Here is a 26,998-nt window from a genome sequence, read left to right as displayed (position 1 = left end):
TGTTGAGGCCCCCCAATAGAAAAAACAGAGTCCTAGAATCTCTCTTTTCTTTTCGAGAGGGGCCTGTGTGGGGATCCGGCGCGCCTCGACTCGACAGGACGGCCGCTGACGGGCATGCGGAATGACGGGGACGGAATGGGAGCGACGATGACGGGGACGGAGCGCGGGTCCGGAGGCAAGTCCGAGCGGGCGGTGCTGCGCGTCCTCGAGGGCGAGGCGATCGGGCCGCCCCCCGCCTGGATGATGCGCCAGGCCGGCCGCTACCTGCCGGAATACCGGGCGAGCCGGGCCGAGGCCGGGTCCTTCCTCGACCTCTGCTACAGCCCGGACTTCGCCGTCGAGGTGACCCTGCAGCCGATCCGCCGGTTCGGCTTCGACGCGGCGATCCTGTTCTCGGACATCCTGGTCGTCCCCCACGCGCTGGGCCAGGACGTGCGCTTCGTCGAGGGCGAGGGCCCGCGCCTCGATCCCCTGGACGGCCGCGACGCCTTCGGGCGGCTGCGCGAGGCCGGCGATCCGGCGATTTTTTCGCACCTAGCCCCGGTCTTCGAGACGGTGAGGCGGCTGCGTGCCGAACTGCCCGGCGAGACCACCCTGCTCGGCTTCTGCGGCGCGCCCTGGACGGTGGCGAGCTACATGATCGGCGGGCGCGGCACCCCGGACCTCGCCCCCGCCCGGGCGCTGGCCGAGGGCGACACCGCCTTGGTCGACACCCTGATCGACCGCCTCGTGACGGTGCAGACCGAGTATCTCGTCCGCCAGCTCGAGGCCGGCGCCGACGCGGTGCAGATCTTCGAATCCCATGCCGGCACCCTGCCGCGCGCCGTGCCGGCCTCCGAGAATATCGTCGAGCCTGTGGGCGACGTGACCGAGAGCGCCCTGCCGGACGACGCGGCCGTGGACGCCCTGACCCGCTGGTCGCTCCGTCCGATCGCCCGGATGATCGCGGGCGTCCGTGCACGGGTCCCGCACGCCAAGATCATCGTGTTCGCCCGCGGCTCGGGCCTCGACGGCCATGCCCGGGTGGTGCCGGAGACCGGCGCCGACGCCGTGGGCGTGGATTGGGCGGTGGACCTGAAGGCCCTGCGCCGGCACGTGCCGGCCACGATGGTGACCCAGGGCAACCTGCATCCCGATACGCTGATCGCCGGCGGCGACGCCCTCGATGCCGGGGTCGACGCGGTGCTGGAGGCCACCGCCGGCCTGCCGCACATCTTCAACCTCGGCCACGGCATCACCCCGCAGACGCCGGTCGCCCATGTCGAGCGCATGCTCGCGCGGCTGCGCCGGTAGAGCCCGTGCTGTACGACTGGATCAAGGCCGGGCACGTCATCAGCCTGATCGCCTGGATGGCGGGCATGCTCTACCTGCCCCGGCTGTTCGTCTACCACGCGAGCCTGCCGCCGGGCTCGGAGGCGCAATCCGCGACCTTCAAGGTGATGGAGCGGCGCCTGCTCAAGGCGATCATGAACCCGGCCCTGATCGCCACCTGGGCGTTCGGGCTGGTGCTGGCCTGGATGAGCGGCTTCTACGCGAGCCCCTGGCTTCAGGCGAAGTTTGTGCTGGTGCTGGCGATGTCGGGCATCCACGGCTGGCTCGGCCGGATGGTCAAGGAGTTCGCAGCCGACCGGAACACCCGCGGGCACAGGTTCTACCGGGTGCTCAACGAGGTGCCGACCCTCCTGCTGATCGGCATCGTCATCCTGGCGGTGGTCAAGCCGGGCTTCTGATCCCGGGATCCTGTGATCCGGGGTCCGTTGCGCCGTCGGGGCCGGAGCCTTTCACCGGCCGGGCCGTTGGGGGCCATGACCAAGCTATTCGCCCTCCTGCTGCCGATGGCGCTCCTCGCCGCCGCCCCCGCCCGGGCCGCGAGCTTCGCCTGCGACAAGGCCGAGACCCCCGACGAGAGGGCGATCTGCGGGCATCTCCCGCTCAACGACATGGATGTCGAGATGGCGACCCGGTTCGCCATCCTGAAGGATGTCCTGCCGATGGGCGGCCAGACCAAGCTGCGCGACGACCAGGAGGACTGGCTCAAGGAGCGCCACGCCTGCGGCGCCGACCTCGCCTGCCTGCGCGGCCTCTACGAGACCCGGTTGAAGGTGCTGCGCGGAGTGCTGGCGGAATTCGCCAAGCAGGGACCGCAATAGAAGCAAGGGCCGCAGCAGACATTGTGTCGCCGGTTTGACGATCCTCGCACCGCAGGGCCGATCGATCCCGGCGCTCATGCGCGTGCGTGAACTCATCGCCGCCCGACCCACGGTCTCGTCCGCGGGCGGGAAAATCCTCTCCGGCGTCGGGGTGGCGGGTCGGTTTTGCGGTCGCTCGGCGGGGTGATCCGCCGCCGAGCGGGAGACACGGCCGGTGCAGGCGAGAGTCAGGACGTCCGCGAGCCGGTCGGCACCATGGAGGGCGTTCTAGAGCCGGGCCAGCAGCCGCTCCGCCAGCGGGTTCTCGGCCGCGAAGGCGTAGTCGACCCGCCGGACCGTCACGGCCCGGGCGCCGGCCTCGACCAGGGCGCCCGCGAGCGCGAACACCGCGCCCTCGGGGCAGCGCATCACGATCTCGCCGTCGCCCCCGCGCGGGGCACCGTAGGGCAATTCGGCCTCGTGCAGGCCCGCGATCGTGGCGAGGTCGATCGCGCCGCTCTCCGGCAGGGCCGCCCGGACCTCCCGGGTGGTGCGGGCGCGCTCCTCGGCGGCGATGCGGCCGAGCACGGTGCGCAAAGCCGTCCGCTGGTCCTCGCCCCAGGGCGCCTTCAGCGAGGCGACCAGGTTGGCCTCGGAGCGCAGGATGATGCCGTCGTCCAGCACCTTCAGGGCGTTGGCGCTGAGCGTCGCGCCGGTGGTGGTGATGTCGACCACGATCTCGGCGGAGCCGGCGGCCGGCGCACCCTCGGTGGCCCCCAGGCTCTCGACGATCCGGTAATCGGCCACGCCCTTCTCGGCGAAGAACCGGCGGGTCAGGTTCACGTACTTGGTCGCAACCCGCAGGCGGCGGCCGTGGCGGGTGCGCATCAGCGCCGCGACCTCGTCGAGGTCGGACATCGCCCGCACGTCGATCCAGGCCTGGGGCACCGCCACCACCACGGTGGCGTTGCCGAAGCCGAGCGGGGTCAGGAGTTCGACCTGGCCGCGCACGTCCGGCAGGGTCTCGCGGATCAGGTCTTCGCCGGTCACCCCGAGATGGGCGGCGCCTGAGGCGAGCTGCGCCGCGATCTCCGAGGCCGAGAGGTAGCGGACCTCGACCCCCGGCACGCCGACGAGCTTGCCGCGGTAGTCGCGGGCGCCGGCACCTTGGGCGAGCCGCAGGCCGGCGCGGCCGAAGAACGCGCTGGCGTTCTCCTGGAGGCGTCCCTTGGACGGGACGGCGAGGATCAGCGGCATGGCGCCCGGTTCCGAGGGGGTCATCGGCCGGCTCCCGCCACGCGCTCGACCCAGAAGGTGCAGCCCACCGCGGGCAGGGGCGCCGGGCTGCCGAGATGCCCGAGCAGGCCGTCGTAGCGGCCGCCGCCGACCAGCATCGGGCCGTCGCCCTCGTTCACCTCGAAGATGAAGCCGGTGTAGTAGTCGAGGTTGCGGGCGAAGCCGCCCTGGAAGCGGAACCGCTCGATCGGCAGGCCGCGCGCCGCGATGAAGCCGGTACGCTCCTCGAACAGGTCGAGGGCGGCCGAGAGCGCGTCGTGGCGCAGGCCCGCATCGGCGACCAGCGCCCGCAGGTCGCGTGCGGCGGCGTCCGGATGGCCGGCGATGGCCCGGTAGCGGTCGAGCACGGCGCGGTTCTCGGGGTTGAGCCCGGCCCCGCCATTGGCCTGCGCGGCCGCCTTGCCGAGGAAACGCTCGGCGATCTCGCCGGCGCTGCGGCCACCCACCGCCGAGATGCCCGCGATGGCGAGCACGTCCTCCACGAAGGCGCGCACGCCCCGCGGGTCCTGGCCCTGGATCGCGGCGAGCAGCCCGGCATGGGGATCCTCGGGCCGGGCGCCCTCGCCGCCATTGGTGACGTCGTCGAGGGATCGCCCGGCGGCGAGCGCCCGCAGGGTCCGGCGCTTGGCCGCCGGCGGCACCGCCAGCCCGTCGAGCAGAGCCACGGTCAGACCCATATCGCCGAGCCGCACCGCGGGGTCGGTCCGGCCGAACAGCGCGAGGCCTTCGAGCGCCAGCCCCAGCACCTCGGCATCGGCGGCCGGGGTGTCGGTGCGGCCAATCGATTCGATGCCGGCCTGGAAGAACTCGTCCGGCTCGTCGGCGGCCAACCGGAAGACCGGGCCGCAATAGCTGTAATCGGCCGCCCGGCCATCGGCCTGGGCCCGGTGCAGGCGGCAGACGGGGATCGTGAATTCCGGCCGCAGGCACAGCTCGGTCCCGGCCGCGTCCTGGGTGACGAAGATGCGCCGGCGGATGTCCTCGCCGGACAGTTCCAGGAACGGCTCCACCGGCTGCAGAACCGGCGGCGTCACCGGGTGGTAGCCGGCCGCACTCAGATGCGCGAGCAGGCGCGTCCGCGCCGCGTCGCCCGCCCCCGTCTCACCGGCCTCCGGTCGTGTCATGGTGTCCATCCTCGCGGGCGCTCTGTAGCAACCGCAATCGCGCTTGGCGACACGCACGCGCACCCGACCGGCGCGACGGTGTACGCAGGCCTGCCCGGACGGGGCGGGGTGCGTTTCCTCAGAGCGGCCGGGTGCTGCCGAGCCGGGCGCCCCGCGGGCGTCGTCCGGGCTTGCGGCGGGTCAGCGTGGCCATGGCGGGGCACCCGCGATCCCGGCGCTGAGCACCGGAGCGCTGCCGGTCCCCGGGTGGCGACCGCGGTGGCGCTCGGCAGCCGGTCGGGCACCGAGCGGCCCGCCCAGGCCGAGGCCGGCGCGGCGAGCATCAGCGCGGCCGACAGGATCAGGGTCTTGGCCAGCATCCCCGGGTCTCCCAGCCGGTCCCGTCGCGGGTCCGACCGGGGACAACGCGGCCGGACCCGCCGCGTTCGATGCCGCGAGCGGACCAGCCTCAGCGCGCGCCGTCGACGCGGATACCGGTTCGGCGCAAGCGGGCGCGCTGAACCGGGGAACGGCCCTAAACGGCCGGAAAGTGCCGGGCCAGCACGGCGCGGACCTGCGCCACCATGTCGGCCTCGGGGCAGGAGACCTGCGCCGGGCGCGCGGCCTTCCACTCGGCGTTGCTGCCGATGCTCTCGGCCGCCCGCGCACCCTCGATCAGATCCTTGATCTGGACCTCGCCGGCCAGGCGCTCGTTCGAGCCCTGGATGATCGCCGCCGGGGCGCGGCGCCGGTCGGCATACTTCATCTGCGCCTTCATGCCGGCGGAGCCGAGATAGAGCTCGGCCCGGATGCCGTCGGCCCGCAGCAGCGCGACCAGCCGCTGGTAATCGGCCATGTTCTCGCGGTCGAGGACCAGCACCACCACCGGGCCGGGGGTCTCGGTGCCGGCGAGCAGCGGGCTCTTCACCAGCTGCAACGCCGAGAACAGCCGCGAGACGCCGATGGAGAAGCCGGTGGCCGGCACCGGCTCGGCCCGGAACCGCCCGACCAGGCCGTCGTAGCGGCCGCCGCCGGCCACCGAGCCGAAGCGCACGGTCTGGCCGTCCTCGTTGGTGACCGGGAAGGTCAACTCGGCCTCGTAGACCGGGCCGGTGTAGTATTCGAGCCCGCGCACCACGCTCGGATCGGCGCGGATCACGTCGTGGCCGTAGCCGGCGGCGGCGCAGAGCCGCATGATCGCGTGCAATTCGGCGATGCCCTCGCGGCCGGTCTCGGACCCGCCCACCGCCTCGTGCCAGCCGGCGAAGAACCTCTCCCAGAAGGCCATCCGATCGGCGCCGTCGCCGGCATCGGCCTGGAACGACACGTAGGCCAGGATCCGGGACACCGCATCGGCGTCGAGGCCCGCGCCCTTGGTGAAGTCGCCGCTCTCGTCCTTGCGGCCCGCGCCCAGGAGGTCGCGCACGCCGTCGACGCCGAGCCGGTCGAGCTTGTCGATCGCCCGCAGGACGGTCAGGCGCTGGCCAGCCTTGTCGGGGCCGGCGAGCCCGATCGCCTCCATGACGCCGTCGAGCACCTTGCGGTTGTTGACCTTGACGACGTACTGGCCGCCGAGCCCGAGCCGGTCCAGCGTGTCGGCCATCAGCATGCAGGTCTCGGCATCGGCCGCGACGCTGCCGGCGCCGACGATGTCGGCGTCGAACTGCATGAACTGGCGGAAGCGGCCGGGGCCCGGCTTCTCGTTGCGGAACACGAAGCCGGCCCGGTAGCTGCGGTAGGGTTTCGGCAGCGCGTCGTAGTTCTCGGCCACGAACCGGGCCAGCGGCGCGGTCAGGTCGTAGCGCAGGCTGAGCCAGGCCTCGTCGTCGTCCTGGAACGAGAACACGCCGGCATTCGGCCGGTCGAGGTCGGGCAGGAACTTGCCCAGCGCCTCGGTGTACTCGACGAACGGCGTCTCCAGGGCCTCGAAGCCGTAGAGCTCGAAGCTCTTGCGGATCGTCTCCAGCATCCGCCCCTGCGCGGCGATCTCGTCGGCGCGGCGGTCGACGAAGCCGCGGGGCAGGCGGGGTTTCAGGATTTCGGCCCGGCTCTCGGCCTTCGCGGTTTCGGGCTTGGACATGTGAACGCGTTCGCTTCCCGCGGACCCGGAGCCCGGGTCCGGTGTGAGTCGTCCCCGGCGCGGCGGGGATCCTGGGGCCGGGCTCTAGAGCATGACGGGCGAAAGGGGAATTCGGTTTCCGGCCGGCTCGCTCGGCCGCTCGTGCCGCGCCGCCCTGGAGCATCGTTCCGAAAGGTGGCCGCCGGCTCCCGCCTTCGAGGGCGCTCCTGCGCGTCGCCACGCCCGGGTGAGGGGGCGGGTGGGAACGCCCGTCAAACCGTTGAAGAATTCAGTACGGCGCCGTCAGCTTGATCCAGAGCAGGACCGCCAGGCTGATGACGGCGATCGGCATCTGCAGGGGGCGCAGGCGGGCATGGGCGAGCGGCACCTGCCCGGCGCGCGCCGCGATCGGATCCAGGATCCCGATCGCGGCGTAGCCCAGGATCAGCATGGCCAGCGCCGGCACCGCCTTGCCCATCACGGCCGAGAACAGGCTGAACAGGCCGAGCCCGTACAGGATCAGCATCGTCACGATCTGCGCGAGATGCGGGCCGCCCTCGGTGCGGAAGCTGACGCCCCGGTGGACGCCGGCCAGGAACAGCAGGATCGAGGCGGCGTACAGCAGGGTGAACAGGGCCACGAGGTAATCGAGGGGTTGGCCGTTCAGCCACCAGGTCGCGGCGGCGCCGACCGCGATCGGCACCATCGGGCCGAAGCCGAAGACGAGGTCGAGCCACGGGATCCGGCGCGGCTCGTGCGCGGTGATGGTGCGTCCGGTAGCGTCGTCGCGCATGTCTATGGGGCCGGGCTCTCGGGTTGACGGTTTGCTGCGCTGCGGCGCCGGGACGGGGAACGGCCCCACGGGAACGCGGTTCCGTGCAGAGCGCATTAGCGCCGCCGTGCCGGTTTCGCGAGGTCCGGCGTGCGGAGGCGGTGTTCAACTGATCGTGGCGGGTGGGTTCGGGCCATCGGAATCCGGCCTCCCGAACGACGACGGTCCAGCGCATCGTGCCGGGTACCGGAACCGGCGCGATGCGCTCTAACCTCGAGCAAGAGTGTATTTTTCCCAAAGCCGGAGGCCACCGGTCGGAACGAGGCTTCGGGCTTCAGCGCCGCGCCGCATCCGGGGCGACGTGAATCCGGTGGTTCCTGCGGGGGAGAGCGGCGCGGGTGCAGCAGCCCCGTCCCGCGGCGAGGCGGGCCCGTCGTCACCGATCTCGCGCGCCCCGGACCAATCCCGATCCATCAGCCCCTTGAGTGCAGTGGAAAAACGCGTTACTTTTGCTCTGCCCTCATCACAAGGTCAGCGCCGCAGCGCGCCCGTGAGCCGCGAGGGTCCTGCCGTACACGGTCCAGCCAAGACGATCTTCGGGCCCCTCGCTGTTCCAGCGCGGCCCGCTCTCCGGCGCCCGTCCCCCGGGTTGCTTGGCGCAGAACCGGCCCTCCCACCTTCTTCGTCGGTTGCAAGACACCCCATGACGCCACATCCCGACGCCTTCGCCGACCCCCTGGCCGATCCCGAGACCGCGGATGCGGCCGACGCGCCCGCCACCCCGGGGACCGTCGCCGCCCTCGAGGGCGTGCGCGAGGTCAAGCTGTTCGATCTCAAGGCCAAGACGCCGACCGACCTGATTGCGTTCGCCGAGGAGGTCGAGGTCGAGAACGCCTCGACCATGCGCAAGCAGGAGCTGATGTTCGCCATCCTGAAGCAGCTCGCTGCCAAGGAGGTCGAAATCATCGGCGCCGGCACCGTCGAGGTGCTGCAGGACGGCTTCGGCTTCCTGCGCTCGAACGACTCGAACTACCTGCCGGGCCCGGACGACATCTACATCTCGCCGACCCAGATCCGGCGCTTCGGCCTGCGCACCGGCGACACCGTCGAGGGCCCGATCCGCGGCCCCAAGGACGGCGAGCGCTACTTCGCGCTCCTGAAGGTCAACACGATCAACTTCGAGAACCCGGAGAAGATCAAGCACAAGGTCCACTTCGACAACCTGACGCCGCTGTTCCCGACCAAGCGGTTCAAGCTGGAGCTCGAGAATCCGACCAAGAAGGATTTCTCGCCCCGGATCATCGACATCGTCGCGCCGATCGGAAAGGGCCAGCGCGCCCTGATCGTGGCGCCGCCGCGCACCGGCAAGACCGTGCTGATGCAGAACATCGCGCAGTCGATCACCCTCAACCACCCGGAATGCTACCTCATCGTGCTGCTCATCGACGAGCGCCCCGAGGAGGTCACCGACATGATCCGCTCGGTGAAGGGCGAGGTCATCGCCTCGACCTTCGACGAGCCGGCCACCCGCCACGTGCAGGTCGCCGAGATGGTGATCGAGAAGGCCAAGCGCCTGGTGGAGCACGGCCGCGACGTCGTCATCCTGCTCGACTCGATCACCCGGCTCGGCCGCGCCTACAACACCGTGGTGCCGTCCTCCGGCAAGGTGCTGACCGGCGGCGTCGACGCCAACGCCCTGCAGCGGCCCAAGCGCTTCTTCGGTGCCGCCCGCAACATCGAGGAGGGCGGCTCGCTCTCGATCATCGCCACCGCGCTGATCGACACCGGCTCGCGCATGGACGAGGTGATCTTCGAGGAGTTCAAGGGCACCGGCAACTCGGAGATCATCCTGGACCGCAAGGTCTCGGACAAGCGCATCTTCCCGGCGATCGACATCACCCGCTCCGGCACCCGCAAGGAGGAGCTGCTGGTCCCGCCGGACGCCCTCAAGAAGACCTACGTGCTGCGCCGCATCCTGAACCCGATGGGCGTCACCGACGCGATCGAGTTCCTCATGGACAAGCTGCGCCAGACCAAGAGCAACGGCGACTTCTTCGACTCGATGAACACCTGATCGGGTCCCGGACCCTGTCTCGAGGGCTCCGGCCCTGAATCCCACCAAAGGGCTCGGCCCTTTGGAAACGAAAGGTCGGCGTTGACCTTCTCCTAACCGGCCGCTGCCATGGTCGGCCCTGGGAGCCAGGTTGCGTATCGGCTCCGCGACAGCCCCGCCGGCCGGTTCATCCCGGCGGCGGGGCTCGTCGCAGCCTTGCTTCGCAAGCGCGATCCGTGACACTGGCGCGATGCCCCGCTCGCCCTGGCTCCGTCCGGACCCGCTCCTCCTCGCCTCCACCAGCCCGACCCGACGCCTCCTGCTGGAGAGCGCGGCCCTGCCGGTCGAGACCGCCGCCCCCGATGTCGACGAGCGCGCGGTCGAGGCGTCGAGCCAGGACCTGTCGCCGCCCGACCTCGCGCTGCGCCTCGCCCGCGCCAAGGCCGACGCGGTGGCCGCCCGCCATCCCGGTCGGGTCGTCCTCGGCGCCGACCAGGTGCTCGAGCTCGACGGCACGGTCTTCCACAAGCCCCGGGATGCCGACGAGGCCCGGGCCCAGCTCGCCCGCCTGGCCGGTCGCACCCACGCCCTGCATTCCGCGGTGGTGCTGGCCGGCGCCCTCGACGACGGCTTCGTGGAGACCGCCCGGCTGACGATCCGCCCCCTCGATGCCCGGGCGATCGCGGCCTATGTGGCGTGTGCCGGCGAGGACAGGGTCCGCGCCAGCGTCGGCGGTTACCAGCTCGAAGGACCGGGCATCCACCTGTTCGAATCGGTCGCCGGCGACCACAGCACCGTGTTGGGCCTGCCGCTGCTGCCGCTGCTCACGCGCTTGCGTGACGCCGGTTACCTGGATTTCTAGAGCATCGTTCCGAAAGGCGGCCGCCTTTCGGAAAAAGTCGATGCGCCGGGCCAGGCTGGGTTTCCAAAGGGCTCAGCCCTTTGGCAGGGTTCCGGGGCGGAGCCCGGAGGCTTGCGGGGCACCGCCCCGGAACCCGCAAAAGGCCCCGGACCTTTTGAAACCATGATCCAACGGAGCACCGTCTTGGCCGGGCACGATCATTCCCACGGATCCCATTCCCACGGCGGCCACGGGGGCCATGGCGGCCACGCTCACGCGCCGAAGAATTTCGGGCCGGCCTTCGCGATCGGGATCGTGCTCAACACCGGTTTCGTGGTGGTCGAGGCGGCCTACGGCTATCTCAGCAACTCGATGTCCCTGATGGCCGATGCCGGCCACAACCTCTCGGACGTGCTGGGCCTGGGCGCCGCCTGGATCGCCGCCATCCTGGTGCGCCGCCGGGCCAGCGCCCGCTTCACCTACGGCTATCGCGGCTCGTCGATCCTGGCGGCCCTGTTCAACGCGGTGTTCCTGCTGATCGCCATGGGGGCGGTGATCTGGGAGGCCTTGGTCCGGCTGGTCCATCCGGAGCCGGTGGCCGGGACCATCGTGATGGTGGTGGCCGCCATCGGGATCCTGATCAACGGCGTCACCGCCTGGCTGTTCGCCAGCGGCGCCAAGGGCGACATCAACATCCGCGGCGCCTTCCTGCACATGGCGGCCGACGCCGCGATCTCGGCCGGGGTCGTGGTCGCCGGCCTGGTGATCCAGCTCACCGGGCTCAGTTGGCTCGATCCCGCGGTCAGCCTCGCCATCGCGGGCCTCGTGGTCTGGGCGACCTGGGGGCTCCTGCGCGACAGCGTGGCGATGTCGCTGGACGCGGTGCCGCCGGAGATCTCCCCGGAGGCGGTGACCGGCTTCCTGCGCGAGCGTCCCGGCGTGGTCGACCTCCACGACCTGCACATCTGGCCGATGAGCACCACCAGCGTCGCCCTGACGGTCCACCTGGTGATCGCCGAGGATCACCCGGCGCACCGGATGCCCGGCAACGGCTTCCTGGCGGAGACCACCGAGGGCCTGCGGACGCGCTTCGGCATCGGCCACGTCACGATGCAGATCGAGGCGGCCGGCGGCCCGGCCTGCCGGCTCGCCGAGGCGTGCGCCGCGTGAGCGCGGCCCCGATCCCCCGGGCCTTCGTGGTCGGCCACCCGATCGCGCATTCGCGCTCGCCGCTGATCCACGGCTACTGGCTCGGCCAGCACGGCATCCCGGGCTCCTACGAGCGCCTGGACGTCGCCCCGGCGGCGTTCCCGGACTTCCTCCGGGCGCTGCCGGATTCCGGTTTCCGGGGCGGCAACGTCACGATCCCCCACAAGGAGGCGGCCTTCGCGCTGGCCGACACCCTGACGCCGCGGGCGAAAACGATCGGCGCGGTGAACACCTTGGTGGTCGAGCCCGACGGTCGGATCCGCGGCGACAACACCGATGCGCCGGGCTTCTGCGCCCATCTCGACCACAGCCTCGGAGCCGGATGGCCGGAGCGGGCCGGCGGCACGGCCGTGGTGCTGGGCGCCGGCGGCGCGGCCCGGGCGATCGTGGTCGGCCTCGCCGAGAACGGTGTCCGCCGGATCCTGATCGCCAACCGCACCCGCACCCGCGCCGAGACCCTGGCGGCCCTGGCACCAGGGGTCGGCGCGGCGCTCGACTGGAACGACCTGCCCGACGCGCTGGCCGGGGCGGGGCTCGTGGTCAACACCACCTCGCTCGGCATGAAGGGGCAGCCACCCCTCGACTTCGACCTCACCCCGCTGCTGGCAACCGCCGCGGTGGCCGACATCGTCTATGCCCCGCTGGAGACGGACCTGCTCGCGGCGGCGCGGCGGCGCGGGCTCGCCGCGGTCGACGGTCTCGGCATGCTGCTGCACCAGGCGGTGCCGGGCTTCGAGGCCTGGTTCGGCCTGCGCCCGGCCGTCACCCCGGGCCTGCGCGACCGGATCGTGGCGGATCTCGCCGGATGACGCAGGGGCGCCCCGCCAGCCGTCCCGTCATCCTCGGCCTGACCGGCTCGATCGGCATGGGCAAGTCGGCCACCGCCACGATGTTTTCGGCGCTCGGCGTGCCGGTCCACGATGCCGACGCCGCAGTCCATGCCCTCTACGGCCCGGGCGGCGAGGCCGCCGCGGCGATCGGGGCCGCCTTTCCCGGCGTGCTCGACCCGCAGGGCGGCGTCGACCGTGCCCGCCTGCGCGACGCGGTGCTCGGCAACGCCGACCGGATGGCGGCGCTCGAACGCCTCGTCCATCCGCTGGTCCGGGCGGCCAGCACGGCGTTCCTGGCCCGGCACGCGGCCGCGCCGCTGGTCGTCCTCGACATCCCGCTGCTCTACGAGACCGGGGGCGAGGGCCGCTGCGACGCGGTCGCGGTGGTCAGCGCGCCCCCCGAGGTGCAGCGCGCCCGGGTGCTGGCCCGTCCCGGCATGACCGCCGACGCCTTCGAGGCGATCCGCGCCAAGCAGATGCCCGACGCCGAGAAGCGGGCCCGGGCCGATTTCGTCATCGACACCAGCCGGGGCTTTCCCGCCGCCGAGGCCGAGGTGGCCCGGATCGTGGCCGCGCTGACGGAGCGCGGTGCGTCGGGACACCCGGCCCACCGGTGACACGGCCCCGCGACGGCATATCTCCCGGTCGATGATCCGGACGCGGGATGGACGACGATGCGGTGTCTCGAACAGATCGGTGAGGCCGCAGGAGCCCGCGCCGTCGCGTCCAGGATCCTCGTCGCGGCGCTGATCCTGCCGCTGCTCGCGGCCGGTCCGGCCCAGGCGTACTATGGCGGTGCCTGCCCGCCGCCGAAGAAACTCGCGGCCGGCGCCTGCGTCACCGCCTGCCCGGGCGGGTACGAGGATCGCGGACGCGACTGCGTGTACCGCAACCAGTCCCGCTGACCATTCTGTCCTACCCATCGCCCATGAGGCTGACGCCTCCTGGGCCCCGGGCGTCGGCGACCGAGGGCCGTGACGAGTCGAGGCTTCCGGCCGTCGGTCTCACACCCACCCGATCCGCGCGAAAAACCCCGCGATCTCGGCCGCGGCCCGGTCGGGATCCTCCCGGTGGGGGAAGTGGCCGACATCGGGGAACGGCGCCAAATCGAGGTTCGAGAACGTCTCGCCGAGGTGGTCGGTCCAGGCATAGGGGAAGATCGGGTCGTGCTCCGCCCAGCGCACGCAGGTCGGCACGGCGATCGGCGGCAGGGGCGGGGCCTCGCCCTTCAGCATCGCGATCCGACCGGCATGGGCCGCCCGGTAATGCGCGAAGCCGCCCGCGAGGTTTCCGGGCTTCCAGAACGTGTCCGTGAAGGCGTCCAGCACGGGATCGAACGCGTCCTTGCGGTGCGACCAGTGCCGCAGGAAGTGGCCGATATAGGCAGCGCAGCTCTCGCGGCTCGCGCCGACCAGCGCCAAGGCCAGGTCCATCTGGTTGAAGGACTGGTACCAGATCTCGCTGAGCCGGTCCGGCTCCCCGAGGCGGGGCCCGATCCCGGGATAGACGAAGTCGAACAGGAACAGGCCGGCGCATCGTTCCGGGTGGGCGCGGGCGAGCGCCTGGATCACGGCCCCGCCGACATCGTGGCCGACGATGCCGGCGCGTTCGAGGCCGAGCGCGTCCAGCAGCGCCGCCATGTCGGCGGCCTGCTCGGGTGGTCCGAAGGCGCCCCCGGGCTTGTCGCTGTCGCCGAAGCCGCGCAGGTCCGGGGCGATCAGGGTGTGGCGCGCCCTGAGCCGCGCCATCACGGGCTCCCAGGTCAGCCAGAATTCCGGCCAGCCGTGGAGCAGAAGCAGCGGCGTGCCCGTGCCGCAGCGCGCGACATGCAGGTCCGCGCCGTTTACCCGGATCGTCAGGTGCTCGATGCCGTCCATCGTCCCTCCATCACGGCCCGGCGCGCCAGCATCTTCGCCTGCAGGCGGCTGCGCCGGGCGGCGATCACCGTGCCGTTGATCTCGCCGCCGAACAGGAACATCGCGGCCAGCCAGTACAGGAACACCAGGAACACCATCGCGGTGGCCAGGCCCCCGTAGGTCGACGCGTAGGCGTTCGAGAAGCGGTCGAGATAATAGCCGAAGCCGAGGCCGGCGAAGAACCACAGGACCAGCGTCACCGCGATCCCCGGCAGCACCGACAGGATCGAGCGCCGGCCGGCGGCCACGAACTTGTGGGCGATGATCAGCACCACCGCGAGCAGCAGTGCCGTGACGGCGATCCGCCCGATCGCCACCGTGAGGCTCAAGGGCTCCAGCCCGGGCGCGACCAGCACGACGTTGCGCCAGATCAGCGGACCCAGCACCACCAGCAGCGCGAAGGCCAGCATCGCAAAGGCGCCGCAGATCACGTAGCCGATCGATTCGAGCCGGGTCAGCCACCACGGCCGGCTCTCCCGCAACCCGTAGGCGCGGTTGAGGCCGACCCGCAGGCTCTCGACACCGGAGGACGAGAAGTACAGGGCGAACAGGGCGCCCAGCGTCAGCACGCCGCTGCGCTGCTCGGTGAGCACCCGGTGGACCTCGCCGACGATCGGCTTGGCGATCTCCCGGGGCCAGGCGTCGAAGATCAGAACGCCGGCCTCGTCGGCGAGCGACTGCGTGCCGAACAGGCCGGCCAGCGCCGCGAGCAGGATCAGGAACGGGAACAGGGAGGTCAGGGTCGAGAGCGCGATGTGGCTGGCGATCGCCCACCCGTCATGGGAGACGAAGCGCTGTGCCGCGAGGCCCGAGACCTGAAATCCGTTGCGGAGTGCGTTCACGGGTGTCCAACGATCCTCGTGGCCGGGCCGCCGATGAAGGACGCCCGGGCCGGCCCGTCAACGCCGCCCGACCGGTCCCGTTCGCAGTCCCACTGCCGGCCCCATCCCTGGGCCCGTTCCAGGCCCCGTTCCAGACCCCTTGCGCGGTCTCTTGCGCGGTCCCTTGCGCGGCCCGGACATGCGGGTCTCGGGGCCACCCGTGCGGGCCGATCGGATCGCGGGAGCCGGCGGGCCCGATTTCTGTTGCGACTCGCTTACCCGATGCGCCTTGATACAGCCATGCTTACGTCCGCTCCACGTCCGGCGCTCGCCGCCGGAGCCCTGCCGGTCCTGTTCGTTCCGATCTGGGCGACCGGCTTCATCTCCGCCCGGGCGGTGATCCCGCACGCCGATCCGCTGGGCTTCACGGCGGTCCGGTTCACCGGGGTCGCCCTGGTGCTGGCGCTGATCGCCGTGGCGTCCCGGGCGCGCTGGCCCGGGACCCGGGCGGGCTGGCGCGATCCGATGGTGGCCGGCTTCCTGATGCAGGGGATCTACCTGTCGGGGGTGTTCTGGGCGGTGAGCCGGGGCTGCCGGCCGGGATCGCCGCCCTGGTCGGCAGCCTGCAGCCGCTGCTGACCGCGCTGCTGGCGGGTCCGCTGCTCGGCGAGCGGGTCGGCGGCCGGCGGGCGCTTGGGATCCTGCTGGGCTTTGCCGGTGCCGGCCTGGTGCTCGCGCCGAAGCTCGGCGCCGCCGACCCGTCCGGGATCCCGCCGGTGGCCCTTGCGGTCAGCCTCGTGGCGGTCCTGGCCCTGACGCTGGGCACTCTCTGGCAGAAGCGCACCGGCGGCGGCGGCGACCTCCTGGCCAACGCGACGCTGCAATTCGTGGGCGGGATGGCCTGCGCGATCCCGCTGGCGCTCGCCTTCGGCCATGCGACGATCGACCCCGTGGCGCCGCTCTGGCTCGGGCTCGCCTGGGCGATCCTGGTCAACTCGGTGGCCGGGATCCTGCTGTTGCTGGCACTGATCCGGCGGGGCGCGGTGGCGGGCGTCGCGGCCCTGTTCTTCCTGGTGCCGCCGGTGGCGGCCGTGCTGGGCTACCTGCTGTTCGGCGAGGTGCTCACCGCCGTGCAGGGCGCCGGGATGGCGGTGGCGGCGGTGGGCGTCGCGGTGGCGAGCCGGGCCTGAATCGTCCGACCTGCGACCGAAGGCCCGGAAACCCTTCACGGCCTCGCGGCTTGATGCGCGGGCCGTTCCGGCCCCGCACCGTGCGAGGCGAGAATGAACCAGGACAAGCCCCGCGAGATCCGCCTCGCCCTCGATGCGATCCCCCTCGGCGGCAAGGCCGAGGGCAAGGCGGGTGAGGACGCGGTGCTGTTCGTGCGCGACGCGGATGGCGTGCGCGCCTTCCAGGCCAAGTGCCCGCATCTCGGAGCCCCGCTTGCCAAGGGCGAGATCTGCGGCAGCCGACTCTACTGCCCGTGGCACAAGGCGGCCTTCGCGATCGCCGACGGCAGCGTCGAGGAACCGCCGGCCCTCGAATCGCTCACCCGCTACCCCGTCCGGATCGAGGGCGGCGAGGCGGTGGCGACGCTGACCCCCGAGCCCGCCCCGGCCAAGCGCGCCGGGACGACCGTCGGGGCTGTCCTGATCGTCGGGACCGGTGCGGCGGCGGTCGCCTGCGTCACCACGCTCCGGCGCGAGGGCTTTTCCGGCACGATCACCATGATCGGCCGCGAGGTCCAGGAGCCCTACGACCGGACCAAGCTCTCCAAGCAGTTCCTGGCGAAGCCGACGCCCCCCGAGGCGATGCTGCTGGAGCCGGATTTCGCCGCCGCACATCGGGTCGAGCGGATCGCGGCCGAGGCAACCCGGATCGACCCGGCGACCCGGAGCGTCACCCTGGCGGATGGTCGGGTTCTCACCAGCGACGCGCTGTTGATCGCCACGGGCAGCCGCGCGGTGAGGCCGGATTTCGAGGGGGTTGACCGCGACGGGGTCATGACGCTCCGCAGCCTCGACGACGCGGTGCGGCTCAGCGACGCGGCGGAGCAGGCCAGGCGCGTGGTGGTGATCGGGGCGGGCTTCATCGGCCTGGAGGCGGCGGCCTTCCTGACCAAGCGCGGCCTGTCCGTCACCGTCCTGTCGCGTGAGGAGATCCCCTTCGCCAAGCGCTTCGGCGAGGCGGTGGGGACAGCGCTGAAACGCTACCATGCCGGCAACGGCGTGACCTTCGTGACGGGACGCGTCGCGCGGATCGTCGGCGATGAATCCGTCGCGGCGGTCGAGATCGAGGACGGCACACGGCTGCCCGCCGATCTCGTGGTGATCGGCGCCGGCGCTGCGCCGGAGACCGCGATCGTCGCCGGAGCGGAGCCGGACGCGCAGGGGGGCCTCGCCGTCGGCACCGACCTCAAGCTCGCCGACGGGGTCTGGGTCGCGGGCGACATCGCGGCCTTCCCGGAGCATGGCAGCCGGCTCACCGCCCGCATCGAGCACTGGCGGCTGGCGCAGCAGCACGGCACCCACGTGGCGAGGGCGATCCTCGGAGCGACGGATGCGTTCTCCGGCACGCCGTTCTTCTGGAGCAATCAAGGGGACAAGCGCCTGGATTACGGCGGCTACGCGCCGGATTTCGACCGGGTCATCCTGCAGGGCGATCCGGCGGCGCTGGACTTCATCGCCTACTATGTCCGCGAGAACCGGGCGGTGGCAGCCTGCAGCATCGGGCGCAACCCGGCCTTCACGGCGTTCCTGCACCTGCTCGGCGAGGACCGCGTGCCGAGCCCGGAAGCGATCGAGGCCGGCGCGGATCTCCCCGCCCTGGCGTGATGCTTGTTTCGCCGCGGGCCCTCGGGGGACGCGCGTCGAAGAGACCCAGGACGGGCGAGGCCGCTTGGCGTAGCGATACCAGATCGGGTCGCCGTCACGCGGACGGAACCAGTTCCGGCGGCTCCATCTTTCGGTAGAACGCCGCCCGCCGTCCGAGAAGCTGGGCCATCCTGGGAGGCATCATGAATTCCATCGTCGTCGTGGCCCTGATCTGTGCCGCCTCCGTCCAGACTCCGGATTGTTCGCGCGAGACCGCCTTGGACGTGATCACCGGCCCGGCCCACACGCTTCAAGAATGCCTGATCCAGGGACCCGTGCTGGCGGCCAATGCCGGTTTCAAGGGCGAGGACGGCGCCTATGTGAAGACCCGCTGCGAACAGAAGCACTGAACCGGACGCGTTCCCGACGGACAGGCCCGCGGATGATCAGTCTCCAGCGCGGGGCCCCGTCTCGGGCCGGGCCGGCTTGAACTGCGAAGGGCTGCGCGTCGAGCGGTCCACCGCCGTCTTCAACTTGAGTTCAAGACGCGGCAAATGAAATCTGCTTCGGCCCCGGCGCCGGACGGGTTAGAAGTCATGATCCAATAAAACGCCACGCGAGCCAAAACCATGTCCGCATCCCCCGTTATCCAGACCGAGCCGCAGGACGTCGTCAGCCTCGTCAAGGCAGCCGGCGAGAGCGCGAAGGCCCTCCTGTCGGAAGCCACGCGCCGGGTCCGCACGCGCATCCTCGGGACGGACGGGCGGATCGATGCCGGCAAGCTCGAGGCGCAGCAGCATGCCGCCCACGGGCTCGCGTGGCTCGCGACCTACGCGGAGGCGGTGGCCGAACTCGGCGGCTATGCCGAGCGTCTCCAGGCCGAGGGCCGGTTCGGCGAGACCGAGACGCTGCTCGTGCGGATCGGCGCGGGCGAGTACCTCGACCAGCTGTTCTCCGGCATCCCGATGAGCCAGGGCGAGATGGTCCGCCCGGTCGGCTCGCTGGGCCTGTCGGCCAAGGAAGTCGCGCAGTACCGCACCGACGCGGTCGAGACCCTGATCGCCGAGGGCAACACCCTGGAGCACCGCGCCGCCCTGGTGGCGCTGATGCGTGAGGGCGGCGGCTCCGCCACGGTGGGTGCCTCGGGCCTCGACGAGGACATGGAGGCGATCCGCTCCGAGATGCGCCGCTTCGGCAAGGCCGAGGTGGTCGAGCAGGCGCATGAGTGGCACCTGAAGAACGAATACATCCCCATGGAGGTCGTCACCAAGATGGCCGAGCTGGGCGTGTTCGGCCTGACCATCCCGGAGGAATACGGCGGCATGGGCCTGCCCAAGACCGCGATGTGCGTGGTCTCGGAGGAGCTGTCCCGGGCCTATATCGGCGTCGGCTCGCTCGGCACCCGCTCGGAGATCGCCGCCGAACTGATCCTGTGCGGCGGCACCGAGGAGCAGAAGCACCGCTTCCTGCCCAAGATCGCGTCGGGCGATATTTTGCCGACCGCCGTGTTCACCGAGCCGAATACCGGCTCGGACCTTGCCTCGCTTCGCACCAAGGCGGTGAAGGAGGGCGAGGTCTGGAAGATAACCGGCAACAAGACCTGGATCACCCACCCGGTCCGAGCCGACATCATGACCGTGCTGGTGCGGACCAAGCCCGAGGAGAAGGGCCATCGCGGCCTCTCGATGCTGATCGCCGAGAAGCCCCGGGGCACGGACGAAGAGCCGTTCCCGCTCCAGGGCCTGTCCGGCGGCGAGATCGAGGTGCTCGGCTACCGCGGCATGAAGGAGTACGAGCTGGCCTTCGAGGAACTGGAGGTTCCGGCCGCGAACCTGCTCGGCGAGGTCGAGGGCAAGGGCTTCGCCCAGCTGATGCAGACCTTCGAGTCGGCCCGGATCCAGACCGCGGCCCGGGCCATCGGCGTTGCCCAGTCGGCCCTCGACGTGGCCCTGCGCTACGCCGAGGACCGGGTCCAGTTCGGCAAGGCGCTGGTCAGCTTCCCGCGGGTCGCCGACAAGCTCGCCATGATGGCGGTGGAGATCAACATCGCCCGCCAGCTCACCTACTTCTCGGCGCGCGAGAAGGATGCCGGCAAGCGCTGCGACCTGGAGGCCGGGATGGCCAAGCTGCTGGGCGCCCGGGTCGCCTGGGCGGCCGCCGACAACGCGCTCCAGATCCACGGCGGCAACGGCTTCGCGCTGGAATACCCGGTCAGCCGGATCCTGTGCGACGCCCGCATCCTGTCGATCTTCGAGGGCGCGGCCGAGATCCAGGCCCAGGTCATCGCCCGGCGGCTGCTCGAGGCCGCGTAAAGATTGCGGCCCCCGCACACGGTCCGGGACCGTGTGCGGGGGCCTGGCACAGCCCGAGTGCATCGGGGGTCTGCCCCGATAGCCCCGCCCCGAGGGCTGAAACCCTCGGGAACCCGCTACTTGGTGATCTTCACCGAGACCGGGTCGCTCGACGGGAACGTCTCCTCGAGGGCGTCGTCGAGGCGCTCGTCCAGCTTCTCCTGCTTGTTCTCGGGATTGGCCTTGTCGCCCGGCTTGGCGCTGCCCTGCTGGAAGCCCGGCTTGGTCTCGTTCTTCAGCGTCTGGTCGTCGGCCATGTCTGTCGCTCGTCGGTGAGGAGTGCACGCTGGGTGCCTGTGCGCATCAACGCGACGGGCCCCCGGTGTTTCCGATCTTTCCCCCGGCGGCGGCCGCATTCGACCCGGGCGTCCCCGGATCAGGCGGTGGCGACCGCGCGGCCCGGCTGCCGGCGCGCGATCCGGCCCGGCGCGACGGCCTCCCGCATCACCGTTTCGTAGACGCTGGTCAGCCGGTCCAGATGGACGTCCGGGGTCAGCGGCGCGGTCCAGTAGCGGCCATGCGCGGCCCGGCCCATCCGGGCGGCGAGGTCGTCGTCCGACAGGCGGCGCAGGTGGGCGGCCAGCGCGTCGGGATCGCCCGAGCGGAACCAGAAGCCGGTCTCCCCGTCGACCACCGCTTCCCGGCCCGCGCAGGCATCGCTGACGACCACCGGCGTGCCGCAGGCCAGGGCCTCGTAGACGGTGAGCGGTTGGCCCTCGTACCAGACGCTCGGGAAGACCAGCGCCCGCGCCTGCCGCATCAGCGCCTGCACGGCGGCGGGGTCGCGCCAGCCCAGCATCACCGCCTCGGGATAGCGGGCGGCGAGGTCGGCCCGCTCGGAGCCGTCGCCGACGAACACCGCCCGCACCCCGGCCCGCCGGGCGGCCTCCGCGAAGATCGGCGCGCCCTTCTCGGTTGAGATCCGGCCGACGAACAGGAAGTCCCCCGGCGGCCCCGCCTGGACCAGCGCCTGGTCCACGGCGATCGGGTTGTCGACCCGGTGGAACCGGGTGCCGGCGGGCAGCAGCGGCCGGACCACGCTCTCCTGCAGGTCGCTGATCGTGATCACGTGGGCGAACAGCTCGGGCAACCGGGCGACATGCGCGAGCCCGGCATGGCGGACCATCCGGGCGACCTTGCGCGGGTAGCTGCGGGCGTCGCAGTTCGCCAGGATGCAGGAGGCCGACATCGGCACCCGGTGGCAGATCTTCTGCTCCGGATAGGCGTAGAACCCCCCGGTCGGGCAGACCAGGAAGAACTCGTGCATCGTGTAGAGGCAGGGCAGCCCGGAGGCCCGCAGGGCCGGGCCGATGGCGGGCGACAGTGCCTTGGCGAAGGCGTGGACATGGACCAGCGTGTCGCGCGGATCGCAGGCGGCGAGCTCGGCCGCCAGCGCCCGGGCCGCCGCCCCGTTCCAGATCGCCTGGGCCGCGAAGGCCAATTTGCTCCGCGCCGTGGTGACGTCGTCCTGATCCAGGCAGACCACCCGGATTCCGGCGCGCTCCAGCCGCGGATCGACCGGCCCCACGGCCGCGAACAGGCTGACGCGGAAGCCCCGGGCGGCGAGACCGAGGGCGGATTCGATCGCGACCTTGGCTTGGCCGCCGTTGATCGCGGCATGATCGGCGACGAGGACGACGTGCACGTCAGGAACTCTGCCGCTCTCTTTTCGGGGCGTAAGTCTGTAACGAGCGGCGGTTGATCCTCCGTAAACCGGCCTGGACTTATCATTGCGGCAGGCCCTGCCGAGACAATGCATGCATGTCGTGATCCTCGCCGAGTTCGCGACCGCCAGCGGCGGGGCGGAGAAGGTCGCCCTGGAATCCGCCCGCGGGCTCGCCGAGGCCGGCTTGGCGGTGACCTACATCCAGGCGATCCGGGGACCGGTCGATCCCCTTCTGGACCATCCGGGCATTGACCGGATCGAGCTCGGCCTGCCCGACATCTGGACCCTGGGCGGCGTCCGGGCGGCGGCCACCGGGATCTGGCATGCGGCCGCGGCGCGCGCCCTGGAGGCGGCGTTCCGGCACCTGCCGGCGGCGCCGGATTGCCTCCACCTGCATCAGTGGACCCGCACCCTGTCGCCGGCGATCTTCCCGGTCCTGTCCCGGCTCGGCGTGCCGGTGGTCGTCACCCTGCACGATTACGCCATGGCCTGCCCGAACGGGGTCTATTACCGGTTCGACCGGGCCGAGCCCTGCGGGCTGGCGCCGCTCTCGCCCGCGTGCCTCGCCGCGCCCTGCGACCCCGCAGCCGGGTTCACAAGCTCGTGCGCGTCGCCCGCGCCGGGGCGCTCCGGCAGGCGCTGCACGGGCGTCCGATCCACGTCGTCCACGTCTGCGACGCCAGCCGGCGGCGGCTCGGCGACCTGCTCGGCGGCTACGCGCTCACCCATCACCGCATCGACAACCCGGTCCGGGTCGCGGACGGGCCGCCGGCCGACCCCGCCCGGGGCGATGCCATCGCGTATGTCGGCCGCCTGACCCGGGAGAAGGGGGCCGACCTCGTGGCGGACGCCGCCCGGGCGGCGGGGCTGACGGCCCTGTTCGTCGGCGCCGGCCCCCTGGAGGCGGAGCTGCGCGCCCGGCCCGGCGTCGAGGTGGTCGGATGGCAGGCGCCCGATGCCGTCTGGGCCCTGCTGCGCGGACGCGCCCGGGCGCTCGCCGCCCCGTCGCGCTGGTACGAGACCGGGCCGCTCACCGTCTACGAGGCCCTGGCGGCCGGCATCCCGGTGGTCGCCTCCGACCGGTCCGGTGCTGCCGAGAAGGTCCGGGACGGGCGGACCGGCTTCGTGGTCGCCCCCGAGATCGAGCCCCTGACGGCGGCGTTCTCGGCCCTGCGGGACGATACCCGCGCCCGGACCCTCGGGGACAACGCCCGGGCCCGGTTCCGGGCCGAGCCGATGACCCTCGCAACCCACGCCGCCGCGCTGCGCGCGCTCTACGCCGGCCTCGTGGGAAGCGGCGCGGGTGCGCTGCACCATGCCGGTGGAGCCGCACGGTCCGCCTAGCGGCCGGCCGGGCCGGATCGACAACCCCTCGATCAGTCTCTGCCCCGGGCGCTGCGGCTATAGACAGCGGACAGCTTTGATATAGAGAGGCATCGCGCCGAGCCGATCATGACGAAACGCTCGGTAACGAACGGCGGAGCCGCCGAGCTTTGTCATTGACCGACGCGTTGCCGGCGCAGCGATCCGAACACTGCCGTGTGGCCGCCAGTCTGCACTTTATCGACGTTTCCGTCCCGGCCCGGAACCGCAGATCGGCAGTTGACTTCTTGTTGCAGTGCAACATATAGAAGCGCGTCACCGCGGACGCAGATCGGCGTCCCACCCCGAGACAGCGTGTGCTGGAGACTTCGATGCAGACCCCGAACTTCGAGATCCCGACCGAGATGCGCGACTTCGCCGAGAAGAGTGTCGACCAGGCGCGCAACGCCGTCGGGACCCTGATGTCGAACGCCATGAAGGCGGCCGAGCAGGCCCAGGTCTCGGGCCAGACCCTCCAGTCGACCATGACGGCGGCGGTCTCGAAGGGTTTCGAGCACGCGCAGAACAACGCCAACGCGACGTTCGACTTCGCCCAGAAGCTGGCGCGCACCAAGGACCTGCGCGAGGCGTTCGAGCTGCAGTCCGAGTTCGTCCGCAGCCAGTTCGCCGCCCTTCAGGCCCAGGCCAAGGATTTCGGCGCCCTCGCGCAGCAGAACGTCGCCCGCTAAAGCGCTTGCCGCCGAAGTGGATACCGTTTCGGCGTAAGCGAGCGCGTTGCTCTCAGACACGGCTCCGTCCGCTCCGGCGGACGGAGCGCGGCGGTGCCAGGTCCGACAGGGCGGGCACCGCTGGATCGTCCAGACCCGAGCCCATCAGACCCAGGCGGTCCTCCCCTCCCGGCCGGCGCTCCGTCAGGGGGCCCGACGCGAACGAGGAGACGATCCGCCATGGGCAAGCCGCGTCGACCCAGGAGGCCCCGCTTCACCTGGAACCCGCAGCTCGGCATCGAGCCGGGTACGGCCGCACCTGCGACCGATACGGCCATCCTGGCGGATGCCGTGTCCAAGGCCACGGAGACCGGTTTCTCTCCGAGCCGGGAGGCCGCCGAGCCGAGCGCGCCGGCCGCGTTGCCGGTGGCCGCCTTCGTCCCGCCCGTCACGGTCGAGCCCGCTCCGACCGGCGCGGTCGCCGCGGAGCCTCCGGCCAAGGGCACGTCCTATCGTCCAGGGAGCGACGGCATCGGCACGACCATCGCCCAGTACATGCAGGGCGAGGGCGAGGCCGCACTGGCGCATATCCGCGCGCTGTCGCAAGCCGGCTCACCGACCGAGCTGATCCGCCTCCAGATGGGCGAGGTCCAGCGCGCCGCCGACGCCTCCCTGACCTGCTGGAGCGCCGTGTTCCGCCAGGCGAGCCGCCTCGTCGCGTTCCGCTGACGGCACGGGTGCGGGCTTGATGCGATCAGGCCGGCGACAGCGTCGATACGAGGCGCTCGCTCACACCGAACCGAGATCGCTTGGGCGGCGACCGCTCCGGCCCCGCCCACCTCGCCGAAGGACCTGAATGGACATGATGTCCAATCCGTCCCTTCCCGAGGTAAGGTCCTGCGAGCCTGGCAGGCAGCCGACGCCAAGCAGGACTTCGGTCGGCTGGTCGATGCGGCCAAGGACGGCCCCCAGTTGCTGCTCCGGCATGCCGAGCCCGTGGGGGTCGTGCCGTCGATGGAGCATCACGAGCGCCTGGGGACCCAAGCCGACGCCGCGTTCGCGGACTTCCTGCTCGCGTCGCCGCTCGAAGAGGCGGATTTCGACAAGGACGTCGGCCTGAGCCTGTCCGGTGACTGAGCCGCCGGCCGGCTGGATCGTAGACACGAACGTGATCTCGCGACCGTCCGCGACGAAGGACGATCCGGATCCGCCGGCCTCGCGCTGGATCCGGCGCAACGCCCATCCGATCCGGATCAGCGCCGTGACCGTCGCGGAGATTCGCCGTGGGCTCGCGTTGGAGACCTTGCGGATCGAGCGCTTGAAAGACCCGCGGGCGCGACGACGCGACCAAGCCGTCCTCGACATCAAGGCGGACTGGTACGGACATTTGCGATCTCGCTTCGCCGACCGCATCGTTTCGATCGACGCCGACGTGGCCGAACGTTGGGCCGACGTCTCGGTCCGGTTTCCCTCCATCCGGGATGGGGACAAGGCGATCCTGGCTTCGGCGCTCGTCCATCGCTACGGGATTGCGACGCGCAATCGTTCGGACTTCAAGGCCTCGTCGGTGCCGCTGGTGGATCCGTTCGACCCGGCTACGTGGTGGGACGACGATCCGGGGCCGACCGACCCCCATCCTGGCCATTGATCGATGTCACCCCGTGATCCGGCGCTGAACCCAGGACCGCCACATTCGGGTTGTCCATCGCGGCAACCCGCCAGGTCGCACCCGCAACCATCGATTAACCACGATCATCCTATGCCTGGGTGGAGGGCACGGGAGATGAATCCGGACCGATGCCGAGCTGTGCGCACCTGATCCGTTCCGCCTTGTACCGCCTCTGCCTCGCCGCGACGCTGGCGGCGACGCCGGTCGTGGCCCAGAACGGCGACAAGCCGACCAATCCGCCCACCGGGCCGGCGCCCGCGGTCGCCATCGGGGCGGATCTCGCCAGCCAGGCCGGCACCACGCGGCTCACCCTGACGCTGTCGCGGGCCGTGGAGGCGCGCGGCTTCGTGATGGAGCGGCCCGACCGGGCGGTGATCGATCTGCCCGAGGTCAACTTCCAGCTCGATTCCGGGGCCGGGCGCCGCCGCGAGGGCGTGGTCCAATCGTTCCGCTACGGGTTGTTCGCCCCCGGCCGCTCCCGGGTCGTGATCGATCTGGCCGCCCCGGCCGCGATCGGGCGGATCGAGACCGTGACCCGGGCCCGGGACGGTGCGGTGCTGCTGACGATCCCGCTCCAGCGGGTCGAGCGCGAGGCCTTCCGCAAGGCCGCCGCCGCCAGCGATCCGGCCCCGCCCAGGCACGCAGCGCCCCGCCCGAGCCCGCCGACCAGCGCCCGCTGATCATGGTCGATGCCGGGCATGGTGGCACCGATCCCGGGGCGATCGCGGTGGGCGGGGTGTTCGAGAAGGACATCGTGTTCGGCTTCGCGCAGGCGCTGGTCGGGAAGCTCGAAGCCGGGGGCCGCTACCGGGTCCGGATGACCCGCGACCGGGACGTGTTCGTGCCGCTCGCCGAACGCGTGCGCATCGCCCGCGAGGCCAAGGCCGACCTGTTCGTGTCGATCCACGCGGATTCGATTTCGGCGGCCCCGCAGGTGCGGGGCGCCACGATCTACACCAACGCCGAGAAGGCCACCGACATCGAATCCGCCAAGCTCGCCGAGCGCGAGAACCGGGCCGACGCGGCGGCCGGCGCCGACGCCGCCGAGGCGCCCCCGGACATCGCCGACATCCTGCAGGAGCTGACCCTGCGCGAGACCCGCGGCTTCTCGTCGGGCTTCGCCCGCACGCTGATGGGCCAGCTCGCCCCGGTCATGGAGATGAGCGCCAAGCCCCACCGGGAGGCGCGCTTCATGGTGCTGCGCTCCCCGGACGTTCCGAGCGTGCTGGTGGAACTCGGCTATCTGTCGAGCAAGCGCGACCTGGAGATGCTGCAATCGCCCGAGTGGCGGGCGGGCGTCACCGGCTCCATGGCCAAGGCGATCGACCAGTTCTTCGGCAACCGCGCGACGCTCAGGCCCGCGCTGATCACGCGACGGTCGGCCGCCGTCGCCCCAGTTTTACCATAGAGTAAGTGTCGATACGGGACGTCCGAACGCCC

General features: G+C 71.5%; 24 protein-coding genes and 3 pseudogenes. 18 read left to right on the top strand and 9 right to left on the bottom strand.

Features of this window, described 5'->3' with window-relative positions; all coding sequences use genetic code 11:
• Nucleotides 1–135: 135 nt before the first annotated feature.
• The 3 genes from FVA80_RS23215 to FVA80_RS23205 all read left to right on the top strand — a co-directional run bounded on the left by FVA80_RS23215 (nt 136) and on the right by FVA80_RS23205 (nt 2,150).
• Nucleotides 136–1,293, top strand: a complete 1,158-nt coding sequence (locus FVA80_RS23215; protein WP_147909090.1) for a uroporphyrinogen decarboxylase — start codon at nt 136–138, stop codon at nt 1,291–1,293.
• Between the two features lie 5 nt (nt 1,294–1,298).
• Nucleotides 1,299–1,730 carry a protoporphyrinogen oxidase HemJ gene (hemJ, locus tag FVA80_RS23210; RefSeq protein ID WP_147909089.1) on the top strand — a complete coding sequence of 144 codons (432 nt, stop codon included), beginning with the start codon at nt 1,299–1,301 and terminating at the stop codon, nt 1,728–1,730.
• A 75-nt stretch (nt 1,731–1,805) separates the two neighbouring features.
• Nucleotides 1,806–2,150 carry a lysozyme inhibitor LprI family protein gene (locus tag FVA80_RS23205; protein ID WP_147909088.1) on the top strand — a complete coding sequence of 115 codons (345 nt, stop codon included), beginning with the start codon at nt 1,806–1,808 and terminating at the stop codon, nt 2,148–2,150.
• Nucleotides 2,151–2,417: 267 nt separating this feature from the next.
• Here the strand turns inward: FVA80_RS23205 and hisG are convergent, their stop codons facing one another.
• The 4 genes from hisG to FVA80_RS23180 form a co-directional block, all read right to left on the bottom strand.
• Complete coding sequence (hisG, locus tag FVA80_RS23200) at nt 2,418–3,410, bottom strand: ATP phosphoribosyltransferase (RefSeq protein WP_147909087.1); 993 nt, start codon at nt 3,408–3,410, stop codon at nt 2,418–2,420.
• On the bottom strand, nt 3,407–4,549 hold the full coding sequence (locus FVA80_RS23195) for an ATP phosphoribosyltransferase regulatory subunit (RefSeq protein WP_147898692.1): 1,143 nt from the start codon (nt 4,547–4,549) through the stop codon (nt 3,407–3,409). The genes hisG and FVA80_RS23195 overlap by 4 nt, the downstream gene beginning before the upstream one ends.
• 514 nt (nt 4,550–5,063) lie before the next feature.
• Nucleotides 5,064–6,608 carry a histidine--tRNA ligase gene (hisS, locus tag FVA80_RS23185; protein WP_147909085.1) on the bottom strand — a complete coding sequence of 515 codons (1,545 nt, stop codon included), beginning with the start codon at nt 6,606–6,608 and terminating at the stop codon, nt 5,064–5,066.
• Between the two features lie 268 nt (nt 6,609–6,876).
• A complete protein-coding gene (locus tag FVA80_RS23180) occupies nt 6,877–7,380 on the bottom strand; it encodes a DUF3429 domain-containing protein (protein WP_147909084.1) in 504 nt (167 codons plus the stop codon).
• 682 nt (nt 7,381–8,062) lie between these two features.
• Here FVA80_RS23180 and rho point away from each other — a divergent pair.
• The 6 genes from rho to FVA80_RS23150 all read left to right on the top strand — a co-directional run bounded on the left by rho (nt 8,063) and on the right by FVA80_RS23150 (nt 13,197).
• Nucleotides 8,063–9,433 (top strand): transcription termination factor Rho, encoded by a 1,371-nt coding sequence (rho, locus tag FVA80_RS23175; protein WP_147909083.1) that lies wholly within the window; start codon nt 8,063–8,065, stop codon nt 9,431–9,433.
• 229 nt (nt 9,434–9,662) lie between these two features.
• The gene (locus FVA80_RS23170; RefSeq protein WP_147909082.1) at nt 9,663–10,274 is read left to right on the top strand and encodes a Maf family nucleotide pyrophosphatase; all 612 of its coding nucleotides are present in this window, start codon (nt 9,663–9,665) and stop codon (nt 10,272–10,274) included.
• 162 nt (nt 10,275–10,436) lie between these two features.
• A complete protein-coding gene (locus tag FVA80_RS23165; RefSeq protein ID WP_187193487.1) occupies nt 10,437–11,423 on the top strand; it encodes a cation diffusion facilitator family transporter in 987 nt (328 codons plus the stop codon).
• A complete protein-coding gene (locus FVA80_RS23160; protein ID WP_147909081.1) occupies nt 11,420–12,271 on the top strand; it encodes a shikimate dehydrogenase in 852 nt (283 codons plus the stop codon). The genes FVA80_RS23165 and FVA80_RS23160 overlap by 4 nt, the downstream gene beginning before the upstream one ends.
• Nucleotides 12,268–12,909 carry a dephospho-CoA kinase gene (gene coaE, locus FVA80_RS23155; RefSeq protein WP_147909080.1) on the top strand — a complete coding sequence of 214 codons (642 nt, stop codon included), beginning with the start codon at nt 12,268–12,270 and terminating at the stop codon, nt 12,907–12,909. Before FVA80_RS23160 ends, coaE begins: the two co-directional genes overlap by 4 nt.
• Before the next feature lie 57 nt (nt 12,910–12,966).
• Complete coding sequence (locus tag FVA80_RS23150) at nt 12,967–13,197, top strand: hypothetical protein (protein WP_147909079.1); 231 nt, start codon at nt 12,967–12,969, stop codon at nt 13,195–13,197.
• A 99-nt stretch (nt 13,198–13,296) separates the two neighbouring features.
• On the opposite strand, the gene FVA80_RS23145 is transcribed toward FVA80_RS23150, so the two are convergent.
• Both FVA80_RS23145 and FVA80_RS23140 read right to left on the bottom strand, forming a co-directional pair.
• On the bottom strand, nt 13,297–14,169 hold the full coding sequence (locus tag FVA80_RS23145; protein WP_187193486.1) for an alpha/beta hydrolase: 873 nt from the start codon (nt 14,167–14,169) through the stop codon (nt 13,297–13,299).
• Nucleotides 14,148–15,050, bottom strand: coding sequence for a YihY/virulence factor BrkB family protein (locus tag FVA80_RS23140; RefSeq protein WP_147909078.1), 903 nt, complete (start codon nt 15,048–15,050; stop codon nt 14,148–14,150). Before FVA80_RS23140 ends, FVA80_RS23145 begins: the two co-directional genes overlap by 22 nt.
• 279 nt (nt 15,051–15,329) lie before the next feature.
• On the opposite strand from FVA80_RS23140, the pseudogene FVA80_RS23135 reads away from it, so the two are divergent.
• The 4 genes and pseudogenes from FVA80_RS23135 (at nt 15,330) to FVA80_RS23120 (ending at nt 20,154) form a co-directional block, all read left to right on the top strand.
• Nucleotides 15,330–16,219, top strand: a pseudogene (locus tag FVA80_RS23135) (DMT family transporter).
• 93 nt (nt 16,220–16,312) lie between these two features.
• The gene (locus tag FVA80_RS23130) at nt 16,313–17,863 is read left to right on the top strand and encodes an FAD-dependent oxidoreductase (protein ID WP_147909076.1); all 1,551 of its coding nucleotides are present in this window, start codon (nt 16,313–16,315) and stop codon (nt 17,861–17,863) included.
• Between the two features lie 182 nt (nt 17,864–18,045).
• Nucleotides 18,046–18,252 (top strand): hypothetical protein, encoded by a 207-nt coding sequence (locus FVA80_RS23125; protein ID WP_147909075.1) that lies wholly within the window; start codon nt 18,046–18,048, stop codon nt 18,250–18,252.
• 219 nt (nt 18,253–18,471) lie between these two features.
• Entirely contained in the window at nt 18,472–20,154 is a 1,683-nt protein-coding gene (locus FVA80_RS23120) for an acyl-CoA dehydrogenase family protein (protein WP_147909074.1), read from the top strand.
• 116 nt (nt 20,155–20,270) lie between these two features.
• Here the strand turns inward: FVA80_RS23120 and FVA80_RS23115 are convergent, their stop codons facing one another.
• Together FVA80_RS23115 and FVA80_RS23110 are read right to left on the bottom strand one after the other, a co-directional pair.
• Nucleotides 20,271–20,450, bottom strand: a complete 180-nt coding sequence (locus FVA80_RS23115) for a hypothetical protein (RefSeq protein ID WP_147909073.1) — start codon at nt 20,448–20,450, stop codon at nt 20,271–20,273.
• A gap of 119 nt (nt 20,451–20,569) precedes the next feature.
• The gene (locus FVA80_RS23110; RefSeq protein WP_147909072.1) at nt 20,570–21,838 is read right to left on the bottom strand and encodes a glycosyltransferase family 4 protein; all 1,269 of its coding nucleotides are present in this window, start codon (nt 21,836–21,838) and stop codon (nt 20,570–20,572) included.
• Between the two features lie 112 nt (nt 21,839–21,950).
• On the opposite strand from FVA80_RS23110, the pseudogene FVA80_RS23105 reads away from it, so the two are divergent.
• The 3 genes and pseudogenes from FVA80_RS23105 (at nt 21,951) to FVA80_RS23095 (ending at nt 24,618) form a co-directional block, all read left to right on the top strand.
• Nucleotides 21,951–23,203, top strand: a pseudogene (locus FVA80_RS23105) (glycosyltransferase).
• 350 nt (nt 23,204–23,553) lie between these two features.
• Nucleotides 23,554–23,910, top strand: a complete 357-nt coding sequence (locus FVA80_RS23100) for a phasin (RefSeq protein WP_147909070.1) — start codon at nt 23,554–23,556, stop codon at nt 23,908–23,910.
• Nucleotides 23,911–24,129: 219 nt separating this feature from the next.
• Nucleotides 24,130–24,618 carry a hypothetical protein gene (locus tag FVA80_RS23095; RefSeq protein WP_147909069.1) on the top strand — a complete coding sequence of 163 codons (489 nt, stop codon included), beginning with the start codon at nt 24,130–24,132 and terminating at the stop codon, nt 24,616–24,618.
• Between the two features lie 60 nt (nt 24,619–24,678).
• Here the strand turns inward: FVA80_RS23095 and FVA80_RS31545 are convergent, their stop codons facing one another.
• Nucleotides 24,679–25,125, bottom strand: coding sequence for a hypothetical protein (locus tag FVA80_RS31545; RefSeq protein WP_246692502.1), 447 nt, complete (start codon nt 25,123–25,125; stop codon nt 24,679–24,681).
• Between FVA80_RS31545 and FVA80_RS23085 the strand changes: the two genes are divergently transcribed.
• Both FVA80_RS23085 and FVA80_RS23080 read left to right on the top strand, forming a co-directional pair.
• Complete coding sequence (locus tag FVA80_RS23085; RefSeq protein ID WP_147909067.1) at nt 25,019–25,537, top strand: PIN domain-containing protein; 519 nt, start codon at nt 25,019–25,021, stop codon at nt 25,535–25,537. The genes FVA80_RS31545 and FVA80_RS23085 overlap by 107 nt on opposite strands.
• 149 nt (nt 25,538–25,686) lie before the next feature.
• Nucleotides 25,687–26,966, top strand: a pseudogene (locus tag FVA80_RS23080) (N-acetylmuramoyl-L-alanine amidase).
• Nucleotides 26,967–26,998 lie beyond the last annotated feature (32 nt).

This window comes from Methylobacterium sp. WL1 (genome assembly GCF_008000895.1).
In the GTDB taxonomy this organism is placed as follows: domain Bacteria; phylum Pseudomonadota; class Alphaproteobacteria; order Rhizobiales; family Beijerinckiaceae; genus Methylobacterium.
This window is presented reverse-complemented; position numbering and strand designations above follow the sequence as displayed.

Bases quoted from the DNA above. Each gene is read 5' to 3' on its own strand.
- FVA80_RS23215 (WP_147909090.1), top strand. From the start codon at position 136: ATGGGAGCGACGATGACGGGGACGGAGCGCGGGTCCGGAGGCAAGTCC.
- FVA80_RS23115 (WP_147909073.1), bottom strand. From the start codon at position 20,450: ATGGCCGACGACCAGACGCTGAAGAACGAGACCAAGCCGGGCTTCCAG.
- FVA80_RS23130 (WP_147909076.1), top strand. From the start codon at position 16,313: ATGAACCAGGACAAGCCCCGCGAGATCCGCCTCGCCCTCGATGCGATC.
- FVA80_RS23150 (WP_147909079.1), top strand. From the start codon at position 12,967: ATGCGGTGTCTCGAACAGATCGGTGAGGCCGCAGGAGCCCGCGCCGTC.
- FVA80_RS23125 (WP_147909075.1), top strand. From the start codon at position 18,046: ATGAATTCCATCGTCGTCGTGGCCCTGATCTGTGCCGCCTCCGTCCAG.
- FVA80_RS23205 (WP_147909088.1), top strand. From the start codon at position 1,806: ATGACCAAGCTATTCGCCCTCCTGCTGCCGATGGCGCTCCTCGCCGCC.
- FVA80_RS23170 (WP_147909082.1), top strand. From the start codon at position 9,663: ATGCCCCGCTCGCCCTGGCTCCGTCCGGACCCGCTCCTCCTCGCCTCC.
- FVA80_RS23120 (WP_147909074.1), top strand. From the start codon at position 18,472: ATGTCCGCATCCCCCGTTATCCAGACCGAGCCGCAGGACGTCGTCAGC.
- hisG (WP_147909087.1), bottom strand. From the start codon at position 3,410: ATGACCCCCTCGGAACCGGGCGCCATGCCGCTGATCCTCGCCGTCCCG.
- FVA80_RS23180 (WP_147909084.1), bottom strand. From the start codon at position 7,380: ATGCGCGACGACGCTACCGGACGCACCATCACCGCGCACGAGCCGCGC.
- FVA80_RS23195 (WP_147898692.1), bottom strand. From the start codon at position 4,549: ATGACACGACCGGAGGCCGGTGAGACGGGGGCGGGCGACGCGGCGCGG.
- FVA80_RS23095 (WP_147909069.1), top strand. From the start codon at position 24,130: ATGGGCAAGCCGCGTCGACCCAGGAGGCCCCGCTTCACCTGGAACCCG.
- hisS (WP_147909085.1), bottom strand. From the start codon at position 6,608: ATGTCCAAGCCCGAAACCGCGAAGGCCGAGAGCCGGGCCGAAATCCTG.
- FVA80_RS23165 (WP_187193487.1), top strand. From the start codon at position 10,437: ATGATCCAACGGAGCACCGTCTTGGCCGGGCACGATCATTCCCACGGA.
- FVA80_RS23100 (WP_147909070.1), top strand. From the start codon at position 23,554: ATGCAGACCCCGAACTTCGAGATCCCGACCGAGATGCGCGACTTCGCC.
- coaE (WP_147909080.1), top strand. From the start codon at position 12,268: ATGACGCAGGGGCGCCCCGCCAGCCGTCCCGTCATCCTCGGCCTGACC.
- FVA80_RS23145 (WP_187193486.1), bottom strand. From the start codon at position 14,169: ATGGACGGCATCGAGCACCTGACGATCCGGGTAAACGGCGCGGACCTG.
- rho (WP_147909083.1), top strand. From the start codon at position 8,063: ATGACGCCACATCCCGACGCCTTCGCCGACCCCCTGGCCGATCCCGAG.